Source organism: Kitasatospora sp. MAA19 (assembly GCF_029894125.1).
Classification (GTDB): Bacteria; Actinomycetota; Actinomycetes; order Streptomycetales; family Streptomycetaceae; genus Kitasatospora.
In genome coordinates this window covers 83,551-107,670 of the sequence record NZ_JARXYZ010000009.1, presented here as the reverse complement: position 1 = coordinate 107,670, position 24,120 = coordinate 83,551, and the positions used below count along the sequence as shown (strand labels likewise).

1 protein-coding gene is annotated in these 24,120 nt (G+C 74.2%); it reads left to right on the top strand.

Annotated features, from left to right (window positions below):
- The first annotated feature begins 85 nt into the window (after positions 1-85).
- Positions 86-24,118 carry a non-ribosomal peptide synthase/polyketide synthase gene (locus tag P3T27_RS16410; protein ID WP_280678987.1) on the top strand — a complete coding sequence of 8,011 codons (24,033 nt, stop codon included), beginning with the start codon at positions 86-88 and terminating at the stop codon, positions 24,116-24,118.
- The last annotated feature ends 2 nt before the right edge of the window (positions 24,119-24,120 follow it).

Genomic DNA, 24,120 nt, shown 5'->3' with positions numbered 1-24,120 from the left:
CCCGCCGACCGCGTGACGTCACCGCGGCCGGCGGGGCCCGGCGTGCCCTGCGCGCACGCCCGCCCACACTTCTGGAGGTACCCCCATGTCCCGTCGCGACGGCGACGTCCTTCCCCTGACCGCGGCACAGCGCGAGATCTGGCTCGCCGAACAGCACGCGCGGACGGCACTCGACGCCTACCGCATCGGCGATTACCTGGAGATCCACGGACCGGTCGACGCGGAGCTCGTCGGGACCGCGTTGCGCCGGGTCGTCGACGAGATCGACGCGCTGCACGTGAGCTTCGACCACGACGGGCAGGACCCGCGTCAGATCGTCCGTGCGGGATGGGACTGGACACCGGCCCGGCTCGACCTCGGCTCGGAGCCCGAACCCAGGGCGGCGGCCCTGGCATGGATGGCCCGGGACCGGGTGCGCCCGCTGGACCTCACCCGTGACCCGCTCTTCAGCTTCGCGCTGATCAGCCTCTCGCCGACGCACCACATCCTGTACCAGAACTACCACCACCTGGTGATGGACGGATTCGGCCTCTCCCTCGTCCGGCGGCGGATCACGCGGGTGTACACCGCGCTGGCCGCAGGCGGACCGGTCCCGCCGTCGTCGTTCCGTTCCCTGGACGTCCTGCTCCGCAGCGACGCCGACTACCGCACCTCGGAGCAGTTCGCCTCCGATCGGTCGTACTGGACGGAGCGGTTCGCCGACCGGCCGGAACCGACCCATCTCGCCGGTCGGGCTCCGCGCAGCGGGAGCGGCCCCCGTTCCGTGGTGGAACCGGCGGTGCTCCGCGTGGACGCGCTGCGGTCGGCGGCACAGGAGACCGAAGTCCACTGGTCGCGGGCGCTGATCGCGGCGGCAGCGCTCTACACCCACCGGCTCACCGGGGACCGGGACGTGCTGATCGGCCTTCCCGTCACCGGGCGCGAGGGCGCCGAACGCGCCCTGATGACCTCCGCCGGCGCGGTGGCGAACGTGGTGCCCCTGCGTCTGTCGGTGCGGCCGGACACGCGGTGGCACGAGCTGGTCGCCGAGGTGGCACGGGAGTCCGACGCGGCCCTCGCGCACCAGCGCTACCGCAGCGAGGACGTGTTCCGGGACCTCGGCGCTCCCGGTGCCGGCGGGGCGACGTTCCCGCTCGTCGTCAACATCATGGCCTTCGACTCCGCGCTGAGCTTCGCCGGGCACCCCGCCACGCTGCACTACCTGCTCCCGGAGCCGATCACCGGGCTGTCCCTCTGGATCACCGGTCGGCGGGGAGACAACGAACTCCGGGTCGAACTCAAGGGTGCGCCCCAGACCTGGAGCACCGACGAACTCGCCGTCCATCAACGGCGCCTGCTCGCGCTGCTGGACACCGTCGCGGACTGCGCCCCGCAGGAGCCGGTCGGCCGGCTCGGCCTGGTCACCGCGGACGAGGAGCAGGACCTCCTGGAGCTGGGCGCCGGCCCGGCGGCCGAGGGCTCCGCCGGCAGCCTGCCGGAAGTGTTCCGGGCACAGGTGCGGGCGACGCCGGACGCTGTCGCGGTGGTGGGGCCGGACGCGTCCCTGACGTACGCGGAGTTGGACGCGCGGGCGAACCGGCTGGCGCACGCCCTGATCGCCCGCGGGGCGGGGCCGGAGCGGCCGGTGGCGGTGGCCCTGCCGCGTTCGGCCGAGCTGGTGGTCGCGGTCCTCGCGGTGCTCAAGGCGGGGGCGGCGTACGTCCCGGTCGATCCGGAGTACCCCGCCGCCCGGATCGGGTACCTGCTCGACGACGCCCGACCGGTCCTGGTGGTGACCGACTCCCGCACCCGGGACCGGCTGCCGGAGCCCGGTGCCGCCGAGCGGCTGGTGGTCGACGACCCGGAGACGGCCGCGCTGGTCGCGGGTTGCCCGGCAGCGGATCCGCAGGTGGCCGTCGATCCGGAGCACCCGGCCTACGTCATCTACACCTCCGGTTCCACCGGGCGGCCCAAGGGCGTGGTGCCGACGTACGGCGGGCTGCTCCACCTGTTCGCCGGCCAGCAGCAGACACTGTTCCCGCCACTGCTGAAGGACCGGCAACGGCTGCGGGTGGCGCTGACCACGTCGGTGTCGTTCGACGCCTCCTGGAACCAACTGCTGGCCCTGTTCGCGGGCCACGAACTGCACGTCCTGGACCACGCGACCTGGACCGACCCGGACGCCTTCGTCGACTACGCCCGGCGCCGTCGCCTCGACTTCATCGAGGCCACCCCGTCCTACCTCCAAGTCCTCGTCGCACGGGGACTGCTGGACGATCCGCGGTGGCGTCCGGCGGTGGTCGCAGCCGGTGGGGAGGCCGTTCCGGAGCGGTTGTGGGAGCAGCTCCGTGAGGCCGACGGGGTGTCCTGCCTGAACTTCTACGGGCCGTCCGAGTGCACCGTGAACTCGGTCGTCGCGCCGCTGGAGTCGAGCCGGCGCCCGGTGATCGGCCGGCCGGTCCCGGGCGCCCGGCTGTACGTGCTGGACGGCGCGTTGCGACCGATGCCCACGGGCGGCACGGGCGAGCTGTACATCGCCGGCGCGGGCCTGGCACGGGGCTACCTGAACCGGCCGGCTCTGACCGCCGGGCGGTTCGTGGCCGACCCGTTCGGCCCGGCCGGCTCCCGCATGTACCGCACCGGTGACCTGGTGCGATGGGGTACGGACGGGAACCTGGAGTTCCTCGGCCGTACCGACGACCAGGTCAAGATCCGGGGATTCCGGATCGAACTCGGCGAGATCGAGGCCGTGCTCGTCGAGCACCCGCAGGTCGCGCAGGCCGCCGTTGTGGTGCGTACCGAAGAGGACGCCCGGCTGGTCGCCTACGTCGTGCCGGCATCCGGTGCCGGGGTGACCGTGGCCGAGCTGCGCGAGCACCTGCGCGAGCGGCTGCCGGAGTACATGGTGCCGGCCGCGTTCGTGACCCTGGACGCGCTGCCGCTGACACCGAACCGGAAGCTCGACCGTCGGGCCCTCCCGGCACCCGAGCAGATCGCCGCCACCCCGGGCCGCGCCCCGCGCACCGCGACCGAGCACCTGCTCGCCGGGCTGTTCGCCGAGGTGCTCGGGGTGGCCGAGGCCGGGCCGGACGACAGCTTCTTCGACCTCGGCGGGCATTCGCTGCTGGCCACCCGGCTCGTCGCCCGGGCACGGTCGGTGCTCGGCGTGGAGCTGAGGCTGAGCGACCTGTTCGACGCGCCGACGGTGGCGGAACTGGCGGCGGCGGTGGACGTCGCGGGCCGGGCGCGGCCGGCCCTGGGGCGGCGCGAGCGGCCGGAGACGGTCCCGCTGTCCTTCGCGCAACGGCGACTGTGGTTCCTGCACAGCATGGAGGGCCCGAGCGCCACGTACAACATCCCGCTGACGCTGCGGCTGTCCGGAAACCTGGACCAGCGGGCCCTGGAGGCCGCCCTGGCGGACGTGGTCGAGCGGCACGAGAGCCTGCGCACCACCTTCCCGACGGTCGACGGCGTGCCGTGCCAGCGGGTGCTGGACCTCGACGCGGCACGGCCGCGGCTGCGGGTGACCGAGGCCGGTGAGCGCGACCTGCCGGACCGGCTGGCGCAGGCGGCCCGGTACGGCTTCGACCTCTCCGCGGAGCCGCCGCTGCACACGGAACTGTTCCAGCTGGGACCGGAGGAGCACGTACTGCTGCTCGTGGTGCACCACATCGCCGGTGACGGCTGGTCGATGGGGCCGCTCTCGCAGGATCTGACGACCGCCTACGCGGCCCGATCCGACGGGGCGAAGCCGGAGTGGTCGCCGCTGCCGGTCCAGTACGCCGACTACGCCCTCTGGCAGCGGGAGCTGCTCGGCGACGGCTCGGACCGGGACAGCCTGCTGAACGGCCAGCTCGCTTACTGGCAAGAACAGTTGGCGGGTCTGCCCGATCAGGTGGAACTGCCCTTCGACCGGCCCAGGCCGGCCGCGATGTCCTATCGGGGCGCCCACCTGCCGGTGCGGATCGACGCCGAGCTGCACCAGGGCCTGCGCGCGCTCGCCCGGGACGGCGGGGCCAGCCTCTTCATGGTGCTCCAGGCCGGACTGGCCGCCCTGCTGGGCAAGCTCGGTGCGGGCACCGACGTCCCGATCGGCACGCCGATCGCCGGGCGCACCGACGAGGCCGTGGACGACCTGGTCGGCTTCTTCGTCAACACCCTGGTGCTGCGCACCGACCTGTCGGGCGACCCGTCGTTCACCGAACTGCTCGGCCGGGTGCGCGGCGACGCGCTGGCCGCGTACGCGCACCAGGACGTGCCGTTCGAGCACCTGGTGGAGGCGCTGAACCCGGCCCGGACACTGGCGCACCACCCGCTGTTCCAGACCATGCTGGCCCTGCAGAACGCGCCGCTCGGCGCGTTCGAGCTGCCGGGGCTGCGGGTGGCGACCGACCTGGTCCACACCGGGACGGCCAAGTGCGACCTGACCTTCATGGTCACCGAACAGCCCGGTGCGGACGGGCTGTCGGGCGTGGTGGAGTACAGCACCGACCTCTTCGACGCGGCCACTGTCGCGGGGATCGTCGAGCGGTGGCTCCGGCTGCTGCGGGCCGTGGTCGCCGACCCCGGCCGGCGGATCGGCCGGGTGGACGTCCTGTCCGCGGAGGAGCTCCGCGCGCTGCTGCCGGCCGGTGAAGGCCGGGCCGGCGAGCTGCCGGAGACCGGTATCACCGCGCTCTTCGAGCGGCAGGTACGGGCGAACCCGGCCGCGACCGCGGTGGTGAGCGGCGAAGTGTCGCTGACGTACGCCGAGTTGAACACCCGCGCCAACCGGCTCGCGCACGCCCTGATCGACCGGGGCGTGGGGCCGGAGCGGCTCGTCGCGCTGGCGCTGCCGCGCTCGGCCGAGCTGGTGGTCGCGATCCTCGCGGTGCTCAAGGCCGGCGCCGCGTACGTGCCGGTGGACCCGGAGTACCCCGCGGCCCGGATCGCCTACCTGCTCCAGGACGCCCGGCCCGCACTGCTCGTGACGACCAGCCGGACCGGCGACCTGCCGGGAGCGGACGGCGTGGACCGGCTGCCGCTGGACACCGCCGACCTGGACGGACAGCCGGACACCGACCCGGAGGTCGCGGTCGATCCCGGCCACCCGGCCTACGTCATCCACACCTCCGGCTCCACCGGCAACCCCAAGGGCGTCGTGGTCCCGCACCGGAACGTGGTGCGGCTGTTCGACACCACCCGGGAACTGTTCGGCTTCTCCGCCGAGGACGTCTGGACGCTCTTCCACTCCTACGCCTTCGACTTCTCGGTGTGGGAGCTGTGGGGCGCGCTGCTGCACGGCGGCCGACTGGTGGTCGTGGACCACGAGACCAGCCGTTCGCCCGGCCGGTTCCTGGAGCTGCTCGCCCGCGAACGGGTGACCGTGCTCAACCAGACGCCGTCCGCCTTCCACCAGCTGATCCAGGAGGACGGCGAGGCGCCCGGGACCGGCCGTGAACTCGCCCTGCGCACGGTGGTGTTCGGTGGCGAGGCGCTGGAGGCCGCCCGCCTCGCGAGCTGGTACGAGCGGCACCCGGACGACGCGCCGCGGCTGGTCAACATGTACGGCATCACCGAGACCACGGTGCACGTCACCCACGCGGCACTCGACCGGTCCGGTACCCCGGCCGGCCAGATCGGCACGGCGATCCCGGACCTGCGGACGTATGTGCTCGACGACGGCCTGCGGCCGGTGCCGCCGGGCGTCGCGGGCGAGTTGTACGTCGCGGGGCCGGGTCTTGCGCGCGGCTACCTGAACCGGCCGGGTCTGACGGCCGGGCGGTTCGTGGCCGACCCGCTCGGGCCGGCCGGCTCCCGGATGTACCGCAGCGGCGACGTGGTGCGCCGCGCGGCGGACGGCAGCCTGCGCTACGTCGGCCGGGCCGACCAGCAGGTCAAGATCCGCGGCTTCCGGATCGAGCTCGGCGAGATCGAGGCGGCGCTCGCCGCGCACCCCGGCGTCGCCCAGGCCGCCGTGCTGGCCCGGCAGGACCGGGTGGACGACACCCGGCTGGTCGCCTACCTGGTGCCCGCCACCGGCACCGCACCGCGCGCGGCCGACCTGCGCGCGCACCTGGCCGGGCGGCTGCCGGAGCACATGCTGCCGTCGGCCTTCGTGGTGCTGGACGCGCTGCCGCTGACCGCCAACGGCAAGCTGGACCGCCGGGCCCTGCCCGCTCCCGACCTCGCCCCCGCGGGCACCGGCCGCGCGCCGCGCACCCCGCAGGAGCACGTTCTGTGCGAGCTGTTCGCCGAGGTCCTCGGCGCGGCGCCGGTGGGTGTCGAGGACGGCTTCTTCGACCTGGGCGGACACTCCCTGCTGGCCACCCGGCTGGCCGCCCGGATCCGTGCCACGCTCGGCGTGGAGATGCCGCTGCGCACCCTGTTCGAGGCGCCGACCCCGGCCGCCCTGGCCGCCGCCCTGGTGGCCGCCGGTCCTGCGCAGGCGGCGCTGGCGCCGGTCCGGCGGCCCGAGCAGCTCCCGCTGTCGTTCGCGCAGCGGCGGCTGTGGTTCCTGCACCAGCTGGAGGGCGACAGCGGGAACTACAACATCCCCCTGGCCTGGCGGCTGTCCGGCCGGCTCGACCCGGAGGCGCTGCGCGAGGCCCTGGCGGACGTGGTGGCCCGGCACGAGGCCCTGCGGACGGTCTTCCCGGTGGTGGACGGCGTGCCGTACCAGCGGGTGCTGGACGTGGCGGCGGCCCGCCCGGGGCTGGCCGCGCGCCGGACCACGGAGGCCGAGCTGCCCGGCGCGCTGGCCGCGGCGCAGGCCCACCGGTTCGACCTGGAGGCCGAACTCCCGCTGCACGCGGAGCTGTTCGAGCTGGCGCCGGACGAGCACGTGCTGTTGCTGGTGCTCCACCACATCGCGGGTGACGGTTGGTCGCTGGGCCCGCTGGCCGCCGACCTCACCGAGGCCTACGCGGCCCGCTGCCGCGGTGAACAGCCGCGACAGGAACCGCTCGCCGTCCAGTACGCCGACTACTCCCTGTGGCAGCAGGAGCTGCTCGGCGAGGCCACCGACAGCGACAGCCCGTTCGCCCGCCAGGCGGCCTACTGGACACGGCAGTTGGCCGACCTGCCGGAACAGATCCAGCTGCCCATCGACCGGCCCCGCCCGGTGGTCGCCTCGCAGCGGGGCGGCCACGTGCGGGCCGAGCTGGACGCGGAGCTGCACCGCGGGCTGCGTGAGCTCGCCCGTACCGGCGGCAGCAGTCTGTTCATGGTGCTCCAGGCCGGGCTCGCGGGGCTGTTGAGCAGGCTCGGCGCGGGCGACGACATCCCGGTCGGCAGCCTCACCGCCGGCCGCAACGACCAGGCGTTGGACGAACTGGTCGGCTACTTCGTCAACACCCTCGTGCTCCGGACGGACACCTCGGGCGACCCGACCTTCGCCGAGCTGCTCGCCAGGGTCCGGGACACCGCGCTGGCCGGCTACGCCAACCAGGACCTGCCGTTCGAGTACCTGGTCGAGGCGCTCAACCCGTCCCGGTCGCTCTCCCACCACCCGCTGTTCCAGGTCATGCTGGTGCTGCAGAACAACGTCCGGGCCGAGTTCGCCCCGCCCGGGCTGCGGGTCGAGGAGGTGGAGCCGGCCACCACCACCTCGAAGTTCGACCTGGGGTTCGCGCTGGCCGAACGGCACACCGAGGACGGCTCCCCGGCCGGGATCGACGTGTCCGTCCAGTTCGCGAGCGACCTGTACGATCCGGCCACCGTCGAGACGATGGTGGCCCGGCTGGTCCGACTGCTGACCGCGGCCGTCGCCGACCCGCAGCGGCGGCTCGGCCGCATCGACCTGCTGTCCGCCGAGGAGCGCCGCGAGTTGCTGCCCGCTCCGGACGACGCGGCACGCCCGGTCCCGGTGGGGAACCTGCCCGCGCTGTTCCGGGCCCGGGTCGAGGAGCGGCCCGAGGCGGTGGCCGTGGTGGGCGAGGGCTTCACGCTGACGTACGGCGAGCTCGACGCCCGGGCCAACCGGCTGGCACACGCCCTGATCGCACGAGGGGTGGGGCCGGAGCAGCTGGTGGCGCTGGCCCTCCACCGCTCGGTCGAGCTGGTGGTCGCCGTCCTGGCGGTGCACAAGGCCGGGGCCGCCTACCTGCCGATCGACCCGGGCTACCCGGCCGCCCGGATCGCGTACCTGCTCGACGACGCCCGGCCGGCACTGCTGGTTACCACCACCGACTTGGACCCGCTCCTGCCCGGGGCGGGCGGCCCCGACCGGCTGCTGCTCGACGCGGACCCCGCGCCGGCCGGGCTGCCGGACACCGACCCGGGAGTCCGCCTCGCGCCCGGGAACGCGGCGTACGTGATCTACACCTCGGGCTCGACCGGTCGCCCCAAGGGCGTGGTGGTGAGCCACGCGGGCCTGCCGGGCATGGTCGCCGAGCAGGCCGAGCGGCTCGGCATCGACGCCGACAGCCGGGTGCTCCAGTTCTCCTCGCCGAGCTTCGACGTCTCCCTGTGGGACCTGTGCGGCGCCCTGCTCACCGGCGCCGCCCTGGTGCCGGCACCCGCGACCGAGCCGGTCGCCGCGCTGACCGACCCGAGCCTCGCGCTCACCCACGCGACGGTGCCGCCGTCGGTGCTGGCGGCGCTCTCGCCGGACGACGTGGCCGTGCCGGTGCTGGCGGTGGCGGGCGAGGCGTGCCCGCCGGAGCTGGTGACGCGGTGGGCGCCGGGCCGGCGGATGATCAACGCCTACGGTCCGACCGAGACGACGGTCATCGCGACGATGAGCGAGCCGCTGTCGCCGGGCTCGGGCGTGCCGCCGATCGGCCGTCCCGTCGCCGGCTTCCGGGCGTACGTGCTGGACGAGCACCTCGGCCTGGTGCCGCCGGGGGTGGTGGGGGAGCTGTACGTCGCGGGGCCGGGTCTTGCGCGCGGGTACCTGAACCGGCCGGGTCTGACGGCCGGCCGGTTCACGGCCTGCCCGTTCGGTCCGGCGGGCGCGCGGATGTACCGTACCGGCGACCTGGTGCGGCGCCGTGCCGACGGCCAGCTGGAGTACCTCGGCCGGGCCGACGACCAGGTGAAGGTGCGCGGCTTCCGGATCGAGCTCGGCGAGATCGAGACGGCCCTGGCCGAGCACCAGCAGGTCGGTCAGGTCGCGGTGATCGCGCGGAAGGACCGGGCGGCGGACACCCGCCTGGTCGCCTACCTGGTGCCCGCCGTCGGTGCGGAGCTCCGTTCGGAGGAACTGCGCGCCCACCTGCGCGAGCGGTTGCCGGACTACATGGTGCCCGCCGCGTTCGTCCCCCTCGATGCCCTGCCGCTGAACGCCAACGGCAAGCTCGACCGGCGCGCCCTGCCCGAGCCCGAGTTCATCGGGGAGCGGTTCGGCCGGGCGCCGCGCACCCCCCAGGAGCAGGTGCTGGCCGGGCTGTTCGCCGAAGTGCTGGGCCTGCCGGAGGTCGGCCTCGACGACGACTTCTTCGACCTGGGCGGGCACTCCCTGCTCGCCACCCGCCTGGTGGCCCGGGTCCGCGCGACCCTGGGCGTGGAGCTGACCCTGCACGCCCTGTTCCGGACCCCGACGGTGGCCGGGCTGGCCGCCGGGCTGGGCGGCGCAGGCCGGGCCAGGCCCGCCCTGGAGCGGGCGGCGCGGCCCGACCTGGTACCGCTGTCGTCCGCCCAACGGCGGCTGTGGTTCCTGCACCAGCTGGAGAGCGCCGGGTCGAGCTACCACATGCCGCTGGCGTGGCGGCTCTCCGGCCCGCTGGACCGGGTGGCCCTGGAGGCGGCCCTCGGCGACGTCGTCGACCGCCACGAGACCCTGCGCACGGTCTTCCGCGTGGTGGACGGCGTCCCGTACCAGCAGGTACTGGCCGCCGGGACGGTGCGGCCGGAACTGCCGGTCACCCCGGCCGACGAGACGAGCCTGACGGAGCTGCTGGCCCGCGCCGCCGTGCGCGGCTTCGACCTCGCGGCCGAACCGCCGTTGCGCGCCGAGCTGTTCGAACTCTCCGCCGACGAGCACGTGCTGCTGCTGGTGGTGCACCACATCGCCGGTGACGGCTGGTCGCTGGGCCCGCTGGCCGCCGACCTGGCCACCGCGTACGCGGCGCGCCGCCGGCACGAGGAACCGCGGTGGGCACCGCTGCCGGTGCAGTACGCCGACTACACCCTGTGGCACGGGCGGCTGCTCGGGGACCGCGACGATCCCACCAGCCTGTTCGCCCGGGAGTCGGCCTACTGGACGGAGCGGCTGGCCGGCCTGCCGGAGCAGATCCGGCTGCCCGCCGACCGGCCCCGCCCGGCGACCGCCTCCTACCGTGGTGGGCACCTGGCGATCGACCTGGACGCTGAACTGCACGGCGCACTGGTGCGCCTGGGCCGGGAGCGCGGTGCCAGCGTCTACATGGTGCTGCAGGCCGCGCTGGCGGCGGTGCTGGACAAGCTCGGCGCGGGCGACGACATCCCGGTCGGCAGCCTGATCGCCGGCCGGACGGACCAGGCGCTGGACGACCTCGTCGGCTTCTTCGTCAACACCCTGGTGCTGCGGACCGACACCTCGGGCGACCCGTCGTTCGCCGAGCTGCTGGCCCGGGTCCGGGAGGGCGCGCTGGCCGCGTACGCGCACCAGGACCTGCCGTTCGAGCACGTCGTCGAGGCCCTCAACCCGTCCCGGTCGCTCGCCCGCCAGCCGCTGTTCCAGGTGCTGCTCGCGCTGCAGAACGTGCCCCGCACCGAGTTCGAGCTGAGCGGTCTGGACGCCGAGATCCTCCTGGTCCGGACGTCCACGGCGATGTTCGACCTCGGCTTCCACCTGCTGGAGCGCGGCGGCACCGGCGGGCCGGCCGAGGGCATCGTCGGGCGGGTCGAGTACAGCACCGACCTGTTCGACCACACCACGGTGGAGGCGCTGGTCGCCCGGTGGCTGCGCCTGCTGGCGGCAGTGGTCGCCGAGCCGGACCGGCCGCTGAGCCGGATCGACGTCCTCACCGCCGAGGAGCGGCACGAGCTGCTGGTGGCGCGCAACGACACCGCCCGCCCGGTTCCCGCCGACGGCCTGCCGGCCCTGTTCGAGGCACAGGTCCGGGCGACCCCGCAGGCCCCGGCAGTGGTGTTCGAGGACACCGTGCTGACGTACCGCGAACTGAACCGCCGGGCCAACCGCCTGGCGCACGCGCTGATCGCCCGGGGGGTGGGGCCGGAGCAGGTCGTCGCCCTGCGGCTGCCGCGCTCGGCCGAGCTGGTGGTCGCCGTCCTCGCGGTGCTCAAGACGGGCGCGGCGTACCTGCCGATCGACCCGGACTACCCGGCCGCCCGCATCGCGTACATGCTGGAGGACGCGCGGCCGGCCGTCGTCCTCGACGACCTCGCGGCCGTCACCCCGGCCGAGGAGCAGCCGGAGCACGATCCGGCCGTCTCCGTGGACGCGCGGCACCCGGCCTACGTCATCTACACCTCCGGTTCCACCGGCCGGCCCAAGGCCGTGGTGATGCCCGCCGCCGGGCTGCTGAACCTGCTGGCGTGGCACCACAATGCCGTCGGCGGCGAACCCGGCACGCGCACCGCGCAGTTCACCGCGATCGGCTTCGACGTCTCGGTGCAGGAGCTGCTCTCCGCGCTGCTGTACGGCAAGACCCTGGTCGTGCCGACCGAGGAGCAGCGCCGCAGCGCCGAGCTGTTCGCGCACTGGCTCGACCGGCACCGGGTCGCCGAGCTGTTCGCCCCCAACCTGGTGGTCGAGGCGCTGGCCGAGGCCGCCGAGGAGGCCGGGCTGGAGCTGCCGAGTCTGCGGCTGGTCGCGCAGGCCGGCGAGGCGATGCGGCTCGGCGGCGCGGTGCGCCGCTTCCAGACCCGTCGCCCGGGCCGGACGCTGCACAACCACTACGGGCCTGCCGAGACCCATGTGATCACCGCCTACCCGCTGCCGGCCGACCCCGCCGACTGCCCGCTGCCGGTGCCGATCGGTCGGCCGATCGCCAACTGCGGGGCGTACGTGCTGGATCAGGCGCTGCGGCCGGTCGCCCCCGGGGTGACGGGCGAGCTGTACCTGGCCGGGGCGGGGCTGGCCCGCGGCTACCTGAACCGACCGGCGCTGACAGCGAGCAGGTTCGTGGCCGACCCGTACGGTCCGGCGGGCACGCTGATGTACCGCACCGGGGACCTGGTCCGCTGGCGCGCCGACGGCGAGCTGGAGTTCGCGGGCCGGGTGGACCACCAGGTGAAGGTGCGTGGTTTCCGGGTCGAGCTCGGCGAGATCGAGGCGGAGCTGGCCGCGCACCCGGGCGTGGCCCAGGTCGCGGTGCTCGCCCGTGAGGACAAGCCGGGCGAGACCCGGATCGTCGCGTACGTGGTTCCCTCGGCCGAGGGGCCGGCCACCACGGAGACACTGGCGGCGTACCTGCGCGAGCGGGTGCCGGACTACCTGGTGCCGTCGGCGTTCGTGCTCCTGGACGTACTGCCGCTGACGCCGAACGGGAAGCTGGACCGCGCGGCGCTGCCCGCTCCCGACCTCGGCCCGGCCGGAGCCGGGCGGGCGCCGCGCACCCCGCAGGAGCAGATCCTCTGCGAGCTGTTCGCCGAGGTCCTGGGCCTGCCGCGGGTCGGTGTCGACGACGACTTCTTCGACCTCGGCGGGCACTCCCTGCTCGCCACCCGGCTGATGTCGCGGGTCCGGGCGACCCTCGGCGTCGAGCTGGAGCTGCGCAGCCTGTTCCGGACGCCGACGCCCGCCGGGCTCGCGGCCGGGCTGCACGGCGCGGGCACCGCGCGGCAGGCCCTGGTTCCCCGGCCGCGCCGCGAGCCGATGCCGCTGTCGTTCGCCCAGCGCCGGCTCTGGTTCCTCCAGCAGTTCGGCGCACCGAGCGCCACCTACCACATGCCGCTGGCCCTGCGGCTGTCCGGCCGCCTCGACCGGGCCGCTCTGAGCGCCGCGCTCGGGGACGTGGTGGCCCGGCACGAGACCCTGCGCACGGTCTTCCCGGACACCGACGGAGTCCCGCACCAGCGGGTGCTGGAGGCGGCCGAGGCCGTCGTCCCGCTGACGGTGCGCGCGGCGGGCGGGTCGGAGGTGCCGGCCCTGCTGCGCGAGGCTGCGGTGCGCGGCTTCGACCTGACCTCGGAGGTGCCGCTGCGGGCCGAGCTGTTCGCGGTCGCGCCGGACGAGCACGTGCTGCTGCTGGTGGTGCACCACATCGCCGGTGACGGCTGGTCCATGGGCCCGCTGGCTCACGACCTCGCCACCGCCTACGCCACCCGGCAGGGTGGCGGGACACCCGAATGGCCGGCGCTGCCGGTGACGTACAGCGACTACACCCTGTGGCAGCACGAGATCCTCGGCGACGAGCACGACGCCGACAGCGTGTTCGCACGCCAGGTCGGCTACTGGACCGAGGCGCTGGCCGGGCTGCCCGACCAGCTGCAGCTGCCCGTCGACCGGCCGCGTCCGGCCGCCATGTCGTACGGCGGCGACCTGCTGGACATCCGGATCGACGCCGAACTGCACGCGGCGCTGGTGGAGTTGGCGCGGCGCTCGGGTGCGACGCTGTTCATGGTGCTGCAGGCGGCGCTCGCCGCGCTGTACACGCGGTTGGGTGCGGGGACGGACGTTCCGATCGGGAGTCCGATCGCGGGGCGTACGGACGAGGCGCTGGACGAGCTGGTCGGGTTCTTCGTCAACACGCTGGTGCTGCGCACGGACACGAGCGGTGATCCGTCGTTCGTCGAGTTGTTGGGGCGGGTGCGGGAGACGGCGCTGGAGGCGTTCGCGCACCAGGACGTGCCGTTCGAGCACCTGGTGGAGGTGTTGAACCCGTCCCGGTCGCTGTCGTACCACCCGCTGTTCCAGACCGGGCTGGTCGTGCAGAACGCGCCGGGCGGCGACTTCGAACTCCCCGGCCTCCGGGTCTCCGGGGTGGCAGTGCCCACCGGGACTTCGCGGCTCGACCTGACCTTCGGCCTCGCGGAGGAGTACGGGCCCGACGGCGCGCCGGCCGGGCTCGGCGGCGCGGTCGAGTACAGCACCGACCTGTTCGACCGCGCGACGGTCGAGACGTTGGTCGCCCGCTGGACCAGGCTGCTGGCCGCGGTCGCAGTCGCTCCGGACCAGCGGATCGGCGGGATCGACCTGCTGTCCGCCGAGGAGAGCGGTGAGCTGCTCGCCGCCGTGGTGGAAGGGGAGGCCACGGCGAGCCTGCCGGCGCTGTTCGCGGTGCAGGTGGCGGCGACGCCGGATGCGGTCGCGCTGGTCTGCGGCGGTCTGGAGTTGACGTATCGGGAGCTGAATGCCCGGGCGAACCGGTTCGCGCATTCCCTGATCGCCCGGGGTGTGGGTGCGGAGCAGTTGGTGGCGGTGGCGTTGCCGCGGTCGGTGGAGTCGGTGGTGTCCGTCCTGGGGGCGTTGAAGGCCGGGGCGGCGTACCTTCCGGTGGATCCGGAGTACCCGCAGGCGCGGATCGCGTTGATGTTGGAGGACGCGCGGCCGGTGGTGGTGGTCGACGATCCGGTGCTGGTGTCCGAAGTCGCCGAATGGCCGGAGAGCGATCCGGAGATCGTGCTCGATGTCCGGCACCCGGCGTACGTGATCTACACCTCGGGCTCGACCGGCCGCCCCAAGGGCGTGGCGGTGAGCCACACCGGTGTGTCGGGCCTGGTGGCGGCGCAGGTCGAGCGGCTCGGCGTGTCGCCCGGCAGCCGGGTGCTCCAGTTCGCCTCGCCCAGCTTCGACGCGTCCTTCTGGGACCTGTGCAGCGCCCTGCTGACCGGTGCCGCCCTCGTCCTGGCCCCGGCCGAGGCCCCGCTGGAGGCCCTGACGGACCGCCGCCTGACCGTCACCCATGTGACGCTGCCGCCCTCGGCCCTGGCCGCGCTGGACGGCGCCGAGCTCACGGCCACCACCCTGGTGGTGGCGGGTGAGGCCTGCCCGCCGGAGCTGGTGGAGCGCTGGGCGCCCGGCCGGCGGATGGTCAACGCGTACGGTCCGACGGAGACGACGGTGTGCGCGACCATGAGCGAGCCGCTGTCGCCGTCGGCCGGTGTGCCGCCGATCGGCCGATCGGTCGCGGGCTTCCGGACGTACGTGCTGGACGAGCGGCTGCGGCCGGTGCCGCCGGGCGTGCCGGGGGAGCTGTACGTCGCGGGGCCGGGTCTGGCGCGCGGCTACCTGAACCGGCCGGGTCTGACGGCGGGACGTTTCGTCGCCTGCCCGTTCGGCAACGACGGCGAGCGCATGTACCGCACCGGCGACCTGGTGCGCTGGCGCACCGACGGCCAGCTGGAGTACGTCGGCCGCGCCGACCAACAGGTGAAGGTGCGCGGCTTCCGGGTCGAGCCCGGCGAGGTCGAGGCGGCTCTGGCCGAGCACCCCGCCGTCGCCCGGGCCGCCGTCCTCGCCCAGGACGAGAGGCTCATCGGCTACGTGGCCGTGCGTCCCGAGGCGGCGGTTCGCCCTGCCGAGCTGGCGGCGCACCTGCGCGAGCGCCTGCCGGACTACCTGGTGCCGGCCGTCTTCGTGGTGCTGGACGCGCTGCCGGTGACGCCGAACGGGAAGCTGGACCGGGCGGCGCTGCCCGCGCCCGAGTCGGTGACCACGGAGGCGGGCCGGGCGCCGCGCACCCCGCAGGAGCAGATCCTGTGCGGGCTGTTCGCGGAGGTGCTCGGGCTGGCGAAGGTCGGTGTCGACGACGACTTCTTCGACCTCGGCGGGCACTCCCTGCTCGCCACCCGGCTGGCCGCGCGGGTGCGCTCGGTGCTCGGTGTGGAACTGGGGCTGCGCGCGCTCTTCCAGGCGCCCACCGTGGCGGGCCTGAGTATGGCGCTGAGCGAGGCGGGCCACGCCCGCCCGGCGTTGACCGCGCACGAGCGGCCCGAGGCTGTGCCGCTCTCCTTCGCCCAGCGCCGGCTCTGGTTCCTGCACCGCATGGACGGCGCCACCGCGACCTACCACATTCCGCTGGCGCTCCGACTGACCGGGACGCTCGGCCGGGCGGCACTGGACGAGGCGCTGGCCGACGTGGTGGCCCGGCACGAGAGCCTGCGGACGGTCTTCCCGGAGGTCGACGGCGTACCGTGCCAGCTCGTCCTGCACCCCGGCGCGGCCCGGCCCCGGGCGCGGCTGACCGAGGTGCCGGCGGCCGAGCTGACGGAGCGGCTGACCGAGTTCGCCCGGCAGCCCTTCGACCTGGCGGCGGAACCCCCGCTGCGGGCCGAGCTGTTCGCGGTCGCGCCGGACGAGCACGTGCTGCTGCTGGTGATGCACCACATCGCCGGTGACGGCTGGTCCACCGGGCCGCTGGCCCGCGACCTGGCCGAGGCGTACGCCGCCCGGTGCGAGGGCCGCTCGCCGGGTTGGTCGCTCCTGCCGGTGCAGTACACCGACTACACGCTGTGGCAGCGCGACCTGCTCGGTGACGCATCCGACCCGGAAAGCCGGTTCGCCGAACAGCTCGACTACTGGAAGCGCCAGTTGGCCGGCCTTCCGGAGCTGCTCCCGCTGCCCACCGACCGGCCGCGGCCGGCCGTCGCGGGCTGGCGCGGGGACCAGGTCGGCCTGCAACTGAGCCCCGAACTGCACGCAGCCCTGACAGAGTTGGCGCGGCGTACCGGCACCAGTCTGTTCATGGTGCTGCAGGCGGCGCTCGCCGCGCTGTACACGCGGTTGGGTGCGGGGACGGACGTTCCGATCGGGAGTCCGATCGCGGGGCGTACGGACGAGGCGCTGGACGAGCTGGTCGGGTTCTTCGTCAACACGCTGGTGCTGCGCACGGACACGAGCGGTGATCCGTCGTTCGTCGAGTTGTTGGGGCGGGTGCGGGAGACGGCGCTGGAGGCGTTCGCGCACCAGGACGTGCCGTTCGAGCACCTGGTGGAGGTGTTGAACCCGTCCCGGTCGCTGTCGCACCACCCGCTGTTCCAGACCATCCTGGCCGTGCAGAACGCGCCGATGGGTCGGTTCGCGCTGCCCGGCCTGGACGTGGCCACCTTCGCGGTGGCCACCGGCACCGCCAAGTTCGACCTCGGCGTGAGCCTCGCCGAGCAGTTCGGTCCGGACGGCAGTCCGGCCGGGATCGTCGGCGTGGTGGAGTACGCCACCGACCTGTTCGACCGGTCGACGGTCGCCGCCCTCGCCCGGCGCTGGACGCTCCTGCTGGAGACGGTCACCGCCGATCCGGAGCAGCCGATCGGACGGATGGACCTCCTCGACGCGGACGAGCGGCACCGGCTGCTGGAGCGGGGCAACGCGACAGCCCGCGAGGTGGACGCCGTCCCGGTGCCGCAGGCCTTCGCGGTGCAGGTGGCGGCGACGCCGGATGCGGTCGCGCTGGTCTGCGGCGGCGTGGAGTTGACGTATCGGGAGCTGAATGCCCGGGCGAACCGGTTCGCGCATTCCCTGATCGCCCGGGGTGTGGGTGCGGAGCAGTTGGTGGCGGTGGCGTTGCCGCGGTCGGTGGAGTCGGTGGTGGCCGTCCTGGGTGTGCTGAAGGCCGGGGCGGCGTACCTTCCGGTGGATCCGGCGTACCCGCAGGCGCGGATCGCGTTGATGTTGGAGGACGCGCGGCCGGTGGTGGTGGTCGACGATCCGGTGTTGGTGTCCGAAGTCGCCGAATGGCCGGAGAGCGATCCGGTGGTCGCGCTGGACGTCCGGCACCCGGCGTACGTGATCTACACCTCGGGCTCGACCGGCCGCCCCAAGGGCGTCGTGGTCGGCCACGGCGGCGTGGCCAGTCTGGTGGCCGCCCAGATCGAGCGGTTCGCGATCGAACCCGGCAGTCGGGTGCTCCAGTTCGCCTCGCCCAGCTTCGACGCCTCGGTGTCGGAGATCTTCACCGCCCTGCTGCGCGGCGCGGCCCTGGTGCTGCCCGCAGCCGAGCCGGTGGCCGCGCTGACCGACCCGGGCCTGGCGGTCACCCACGTGACCGTGCCGCCGTCCGTCCTGGCCGCCCTGCCGGAGCACTCGCTGACCGTCTCCACGCTGGTGGTGGCTGGTGAGGCCTGCCCGCCGGAGCTGGTGGAGCGCTGGGCGCCCGGCCGGCGGATGATCAACGCGTACGGTCCGACGGAGACGACGGTGTGCGCGACCATGAGCGACCCGCTGTCCCCGGCGACGGGTGTGCCGCCGATCGGCCGTCCGATCGCCAACGCCCGGGTGTACGTGCTGGACGAGCGGCTGCGGCCGGTGCCGCCGGGCGTGCCGGGGGAGCTGTACGTGGCCGGCGCCGGGCTGGCGCGCGGGTACCTGGACCGGCCCGGTCTGACGGCCGGACGATTCGTCGCCTGTCCGTTCGGCAACGACGGCGAGCGCATGTACCGCACCGGCGACCTGGTGCGCTGGCGCGCCGACGGCCAGCTGGAGTACGTCGGCCGCGCCGACGACCAGGTGAAGGTGCGCGGCTTCCGGGTCGAGCCCGGCGAGGTCGAGGCGGCCCTGGCCGAGTACCCCGCCGTCGCCCGGGCCGCCGTCCTCGCCCAGGACGACCGGCTCATCGGCTACGTCGTCCCGCATCCGGAGGCGTCCCGGGACAGCGGGCTCGAAGCCGACCACGTGGGCGAGTGGCAGGACATCTACGACGCCCTGCCCATCACCCCCGAGGAAGCCGCCTTCGGCCAGAACTTCGTGGGCTGGAACAGCAGTTACGACGCGAGCCCGATCCCGGTCGAGCAGATGAGGGAATGGCGGGACGCGACCGTCTCCCGCATCCTGGCCCTGCGCCCCCGCCGGGTGCTGGAGGTCGGCGTCGGCACCGGTCTGCTGCTCTCGCAGATCGCGCCGCACTGCGAGACCTACTGGGCGACGGACTTCTCCGCGACCGCGATCGAGGCGCTGGCCGCCCAGGTGGTCCGACAGGAGGACCTGGCCGAGCGCGTCGTGCTGCAGACCCGCCCGGCGCACGACACCGACGGACTGCCCGCCGGGACTTTCGACACCATCGTGATCAACTCGGTGGTGCAGTACTTCCCGTCCGCCGACTACCTGGCGGACGTGATCGGGAAGCTGATGCGGCTGCTCGCCCCCGGCGGCGCGCTCTTCATCGGCGACGTCCGCAACCTGCGGCTGCTGCGCCCGCTGGCCACGGCCGTCCAACTGCACCGGACCGGCGCCGGCGCCGACCTCGCGACGGTGCGCCGCGCCGTGGAGCAGGCCCTCCGGGTCGAGAAGGAACTCCTGGTCGACCCGGACTTCTTCACCGCCCTGCGGGAGCACGGTGCGGACATCGGTGCGGACATCGGTGCGGTGGCCGTGGAGGTCAAGCGCGGCCGCCACCACAACGAACTGAGCCGTTACCGCTACGACGTGACGCTGCACAAGTCGCCGGTCGCCCCGGCCGCCACGAGCGAGCCGGTCGAGCTGGAGTGGGGGCGGCAGGTCGCCGGCCTGGCCGAGCTGCGCGAGCTGCTCGCCCGGCCGCTCGCGGGCGCGCTGCGGGTCACCGGGGTGCCCAACCGCCGGGTGGCGCGGGAGTCCGCCCTGGCCCGCGCGGTGCAGGACGGGGACGCCTCGCTCGCCGAGCTGCTGGAACGGCTGCACGCCCCGGAGGAGGGCGGCCTGCCCGACCCGGACGACTTCCACGAGCTCGGGCGGGAACTCGACCGCCGGGTGGGAGTCACCTGGTCGGCCACCCAGGCCGACGCCGTGGACGTCGTCTTCGCGGATCCGCGGGCGCACCACGGCTCCCCGGTCGAGCCGTCCCGGCCGGCCAGGGCCACCGGCGGGACGCTGTCCTCGCTGACCAACCGCCCGACCGGAAGCCGGGGCACCGGCGCCCTCATCGGGGACCTCCGCGACTGGCTGCGCGGGCGACTGCCCGACTACCTGATCCCCTCGGCGTTCGTGGTGCTGGAGACGCTTCCGCTGACGGCCGGCGGCAAGCTCGACCGCCGCGCGCTGCCCGCTCCCGACCTCGGCTCCGCCGGAGCCGGGCGGGCGCCGCGCACCCCGCAGGAGCAGCTCCTCGCCGAACTGTTCGCCGAGGTGCTCGGGCTGGCCCAGGTCGGGGTCGAGGACAGCTTCTTCGACCTGGGCGGGCACTCGCTGCTGGCGACCCGCCTGGCCTCCCGGGTGCGGGCGACGCTCGGCGCGGAGCTGGAGGTCCGCACGCTGTTCGAGACCCCGACCGTGGCCGGGCTGGCGGCCCGTCTCGACGGCTCCGGAACGGCGCGGCCCGCGCTGACCGCCCACCCGCGCCCCGAGCTGGTACAGCTGTCCTTCGCCCAGCGCCGCCTGTGGTTCCTGCACCGGATGGACGGGCCGAGCGCCACCTACAACATGCCGCTCGCGCTGAGCCTGACCGGCGGACTCGACCGGTCGGCCCTGCACGCCGCGCTGGCGGACGTGATCGCCCGGCACGAGAGCCTGCGGACCGTCTTCCGGGAGACGGACGGCGTGCCGTACCAGGTCGTGCTGAGCACTTCGGAGGCGCACCCGGAGCTGCCGGTGGTCGAGCTCGACGAGAGCCGGCTGGCCGAACGGCTGGCGGCCGTGGCCCGGCGCGGCTTCGACCTCGCCGCGGAGCCGCCGGTCCGGGCGGAGCTGTACGCGCTCGCCCCCGACCGGCACGTGCTGCTGGTCGTGGTGCACCACATCGCCGCCGACGGCTGGTCGATGGGCCCGCTCTCCGGCGACCTCGCGGCGGCCTACGCGGCGCGCTGCCGGGGCGAGGAGCCGCAGTGGTCCCCGCTGCCGGTGCAGTACGCCGACTACACCCGCTGGCAACGCGATCTGCTCGGCGACGCCGCCGATCCGGACAGCCTGTTCGCCCGGCAACTGGCCTACTGGAAGGACGAGCTGGCGGGGCTTCCGCAGCAGGTACAGCTGCCCGCCGACCGGCCCCGGCCGCCGGTGGCCTCCCAGCTGGGCGGCCGGGTCGTGGTCCGGCTGGACGCCGAACTGCACCAGGCCCTGCGGGACCTGGCCGCCGAGCGGGGCGCCAGCCTGTTCATGGTGCTCCAGGCCGGTCTCGCCGCGCTGCTCACCCGGCTCGGCGCCGGTACGGACATCCCGATCGGCAGCCCGATCGCCGGCCGCACCGACCAGGCGCTGGACGAGCTCGTCGGCTTCTTCGTCAACACCCTGGTGCTGCGCACCGACACCGGCGGCGACCCCGGGTTCGCCGAACTGCTCGGCCGGGTGCGGCAGAAGGCGCTCACCGCGTACGACCACCAGGACGTGCCGTTCGAGCACCTGGTCGAGGTGGTCAACCCGGTGCGGTCGCTGGCCCACCACCCGCTGTTCCAGATCATGCTGGCCCTGCAGAACGCGCCGCTGGGCGAGTTCGCGCTGCCGGGGCTGGAGACCGGCCACCTGGAGGCGCCGACCGGGACATCCCGGGTCGACCTGACCTTCAGCCTGGCCGAGCAGTTCCGCCCGGACGGTCCCCCTGGGCCTAGCGGCCCGGGAGGTGCCCCCAGCCTCGACGGCCTGGTCGGCGCGGTGGAGTACGCCACCGACCTGTTCGACGCGCCCACCGTGGAGCTGCTGTTCGACCGCTGGGCGCGGCTGCTGCGCACGGCGGCCGCCGACCCCGACCGGCCGATCAGCCGGATCGACATCATGTCCGGCGAGGAACGCCACCGGCTGCTGTCCGAGTTCACGGGCGCCACCGCCGAGCTGCCCGAGGCCGCGGTGCCGGAACTGTTCGCCCGCCAGGTCCGGGCCACCCCGGACGCCGTGGCGGTCGTGGCCGGCGGCACCGAGCTGACCTACCGGGAACTCGACCTGCGGACCAACCGCCTCGCGCGGGCGCTGACCCGCCGGGGCGTCCGGCCGGAGACGCCGGTCGCGGTCATGCTGGAGCGCTCGGCGGAGCTGGTCGTGGCGATCCTCGCGATCGTCAAGGCGGGCGGCGCCTACGTGCCGCTCGACTCGCGCTTCCCGTCGTCCCGCATCGAGCTGATCCTGCGGGAGACCGGGGCCGCGCTGGCGCTCACCGAGGACGTGCTGACCGAGCTGGTCCAGGCCGAGCCCGACTCGTCCGAACTCGAAGTCCCCTGCGACCCCCGGCAGCTGGCGTACATCATGTACACCTCCGGATCCACCGGGCGGCCGAAGGGCGTGGCCGTCACCCACCGCGACGTGGTGGGCCTCGCACTCACCCCCGAATGGCGCGGCGGCGGACACGAGCGGGTGCTGATGCACTCCCCGACCGCCTTCGACCTCTCGACGTACGAGCTGTGGGTGCCGCTGCTCAGCGGCGGCCGGGTCGTGGTCGCCCCACCGGAGCGGCTCGACCTCGACCTGCTGGAGCGGACGGTCGCCGAGCACCGGGTCACCGGCCTGTGGCTGACGGCCGGCCTGTTCCGGCTGGTCGCCGAGGAGCGGCCGGGCCTGCTCGCCGGGGTCCGCGAGGTCTGGACCGGCGGTGACGTGGTCTCCCCGGCCGCCGTCGCCCGCGTGCGCGCGGCCTGCCCCGGCCTCGAGGTGGTCAACGGCTACGGGCCGACCGAGGCCACGACCCTGGCCACCTGCCACCCGGTGCGCACCCTCTCCGAGGACGCCGCGACCGTGCCGATCGGCGCTCCGATGGCCAACATGCGGGCCTACGTGCTCGACGACCACCTGCGGCCGGTGCCGACGGGCATGGTCGGCGAGCTGTACCTCGCGGGAGTGGGCGTGGCCCGCGGCTACCTGGGCCGCCCGGGTCTGACCGCCGAGCGGTTCACCGCCGACCCGTACGGTCCGGCCGGGAGCCGGATGTACCGCACCGGCGACCTGGCGTGGTGGCAGGCATGGGGGCACCCCCGGCCGGTGGGGGCACCTCCCGGCCGCCAGGCCGGGGGCGCTGGGGGAGGCACGCTGGAGTTCGCCGGACGGGCTGACCACCAGGTCAAGCTGCGCGGTCTGAGGATCGAGCCCGGTGAGATCGAGGCCGTGCTCGCGAGCTGCCCGGGCGTCGCCCAGGCAGCCGTGGTGGCCCGCGAGGACCAGCCCGGCGACAAGCGGCTCGTCGCCTACCTGGTGGCCGCCCCCGAGGGGGTGCCCGAGCCGGGCGAGCTGTCCGACCGGCTGCGCCGCGAACTGCCCGAGTACATGGTGCCGTCGGCGTTCGTCACCGTGGACGCGCTGCCGCTGACCGCCAACGGCAAGCTGGACCGGGTCGCCCTGCCCGCCCCCGAGTACGGTGCGCCGGGCACCGGGCGCGGCCCCCGGACGCCGCAGGAGCAGCTGCTGTGCGACCTGTTCGCCGAGGTCCTCGGCCGGGAGCAGGTCCGCATCGACGACAGCTTCTTCGGCCTGGGCGGGCATTCGCTGCTGGCCGCCCGCCTGGCGTCCCGCGTTCGCGAGACCCTCGGCGTCGAGCTGGGCCTGCGCACGCTGTTCGAAGCGCCGACCGTGGCCGGGCTCACCGAACGCCTGGTCATGAACGATCCGGACGACGCGCTGGACGTGGTGCTGCCGTTGCGCACCACCGGGAACGGGACACCGCTGTTCTGCATCCACCCCGGCGGTGGCATCAGCTGGTCGTACAGCGGGCTCCTGAACCACGTCGGTCCCCAGCACCCGGTCTACGCGATCCAGGCGCGCGGCCTCGGCCGGCCCGAACCGCTGCCGACGTCCTTCGAGGAGATGGCGGCCGACTACGCCGAGCAGATCCGCAAGATCCAGCCGGAGGGCCCGTACCTGCTGCTCGGCTGGTCCGCCGGCGGGCTGATCGCCCACGCGCTCGCCTGCGAGCTCCAGTCGCGCGGCGAGCGCACCGCACTGCTGGCGATCCTCGACGCCTACCCGGTGAAGGACGTGCAGTTCGAGGAGGTGCCCGTGCCCACCGAGCGGGACGTGCTGGTCGGTGTGCTCGACGTCGACCCGGACGAGCTGGGCGACCGGGCGCTGACCTACGGCGAGGTCGCCGAGATCCTGAACCGGCGGGGCAGCGCGCTGGCCGGGCTGACGGAGCGGCAGATCGAGGTCATCGTCCAGATCATGATCAACAACGCGAAGCTGGCGGTCGACTTCGTTCCCGGAGAGTTCGACGGAGACCTGCTGCTCTTCAACTCCACGATCGACCGGACCGAGGACAACGCCGGGCCCGGGATCTGGCGCCCCTACATCGTCGGCCGGATCGAATCGCACGAGATCGCCACCCGGCACAACCGGATGACCCAAGCCGGTTCGCTGGCCCAGATCGGACCGATCCTGGCCGCCAAGCTCGCCGAAGCCACCGGTGACACCGGTGACATCTGTGACACCCCCATCCACAACCAGGAGGACTGATT

Excerpts from the sequence above, each read along its gene's own strand:
- P3T27_RS16410 (WP_280678987.1), top strand. The coding sequence starts at position 86 with ATGTCCCGTCGCGACGGCGACGTCCTTCCCCTGACCGCGGCACAGCGC.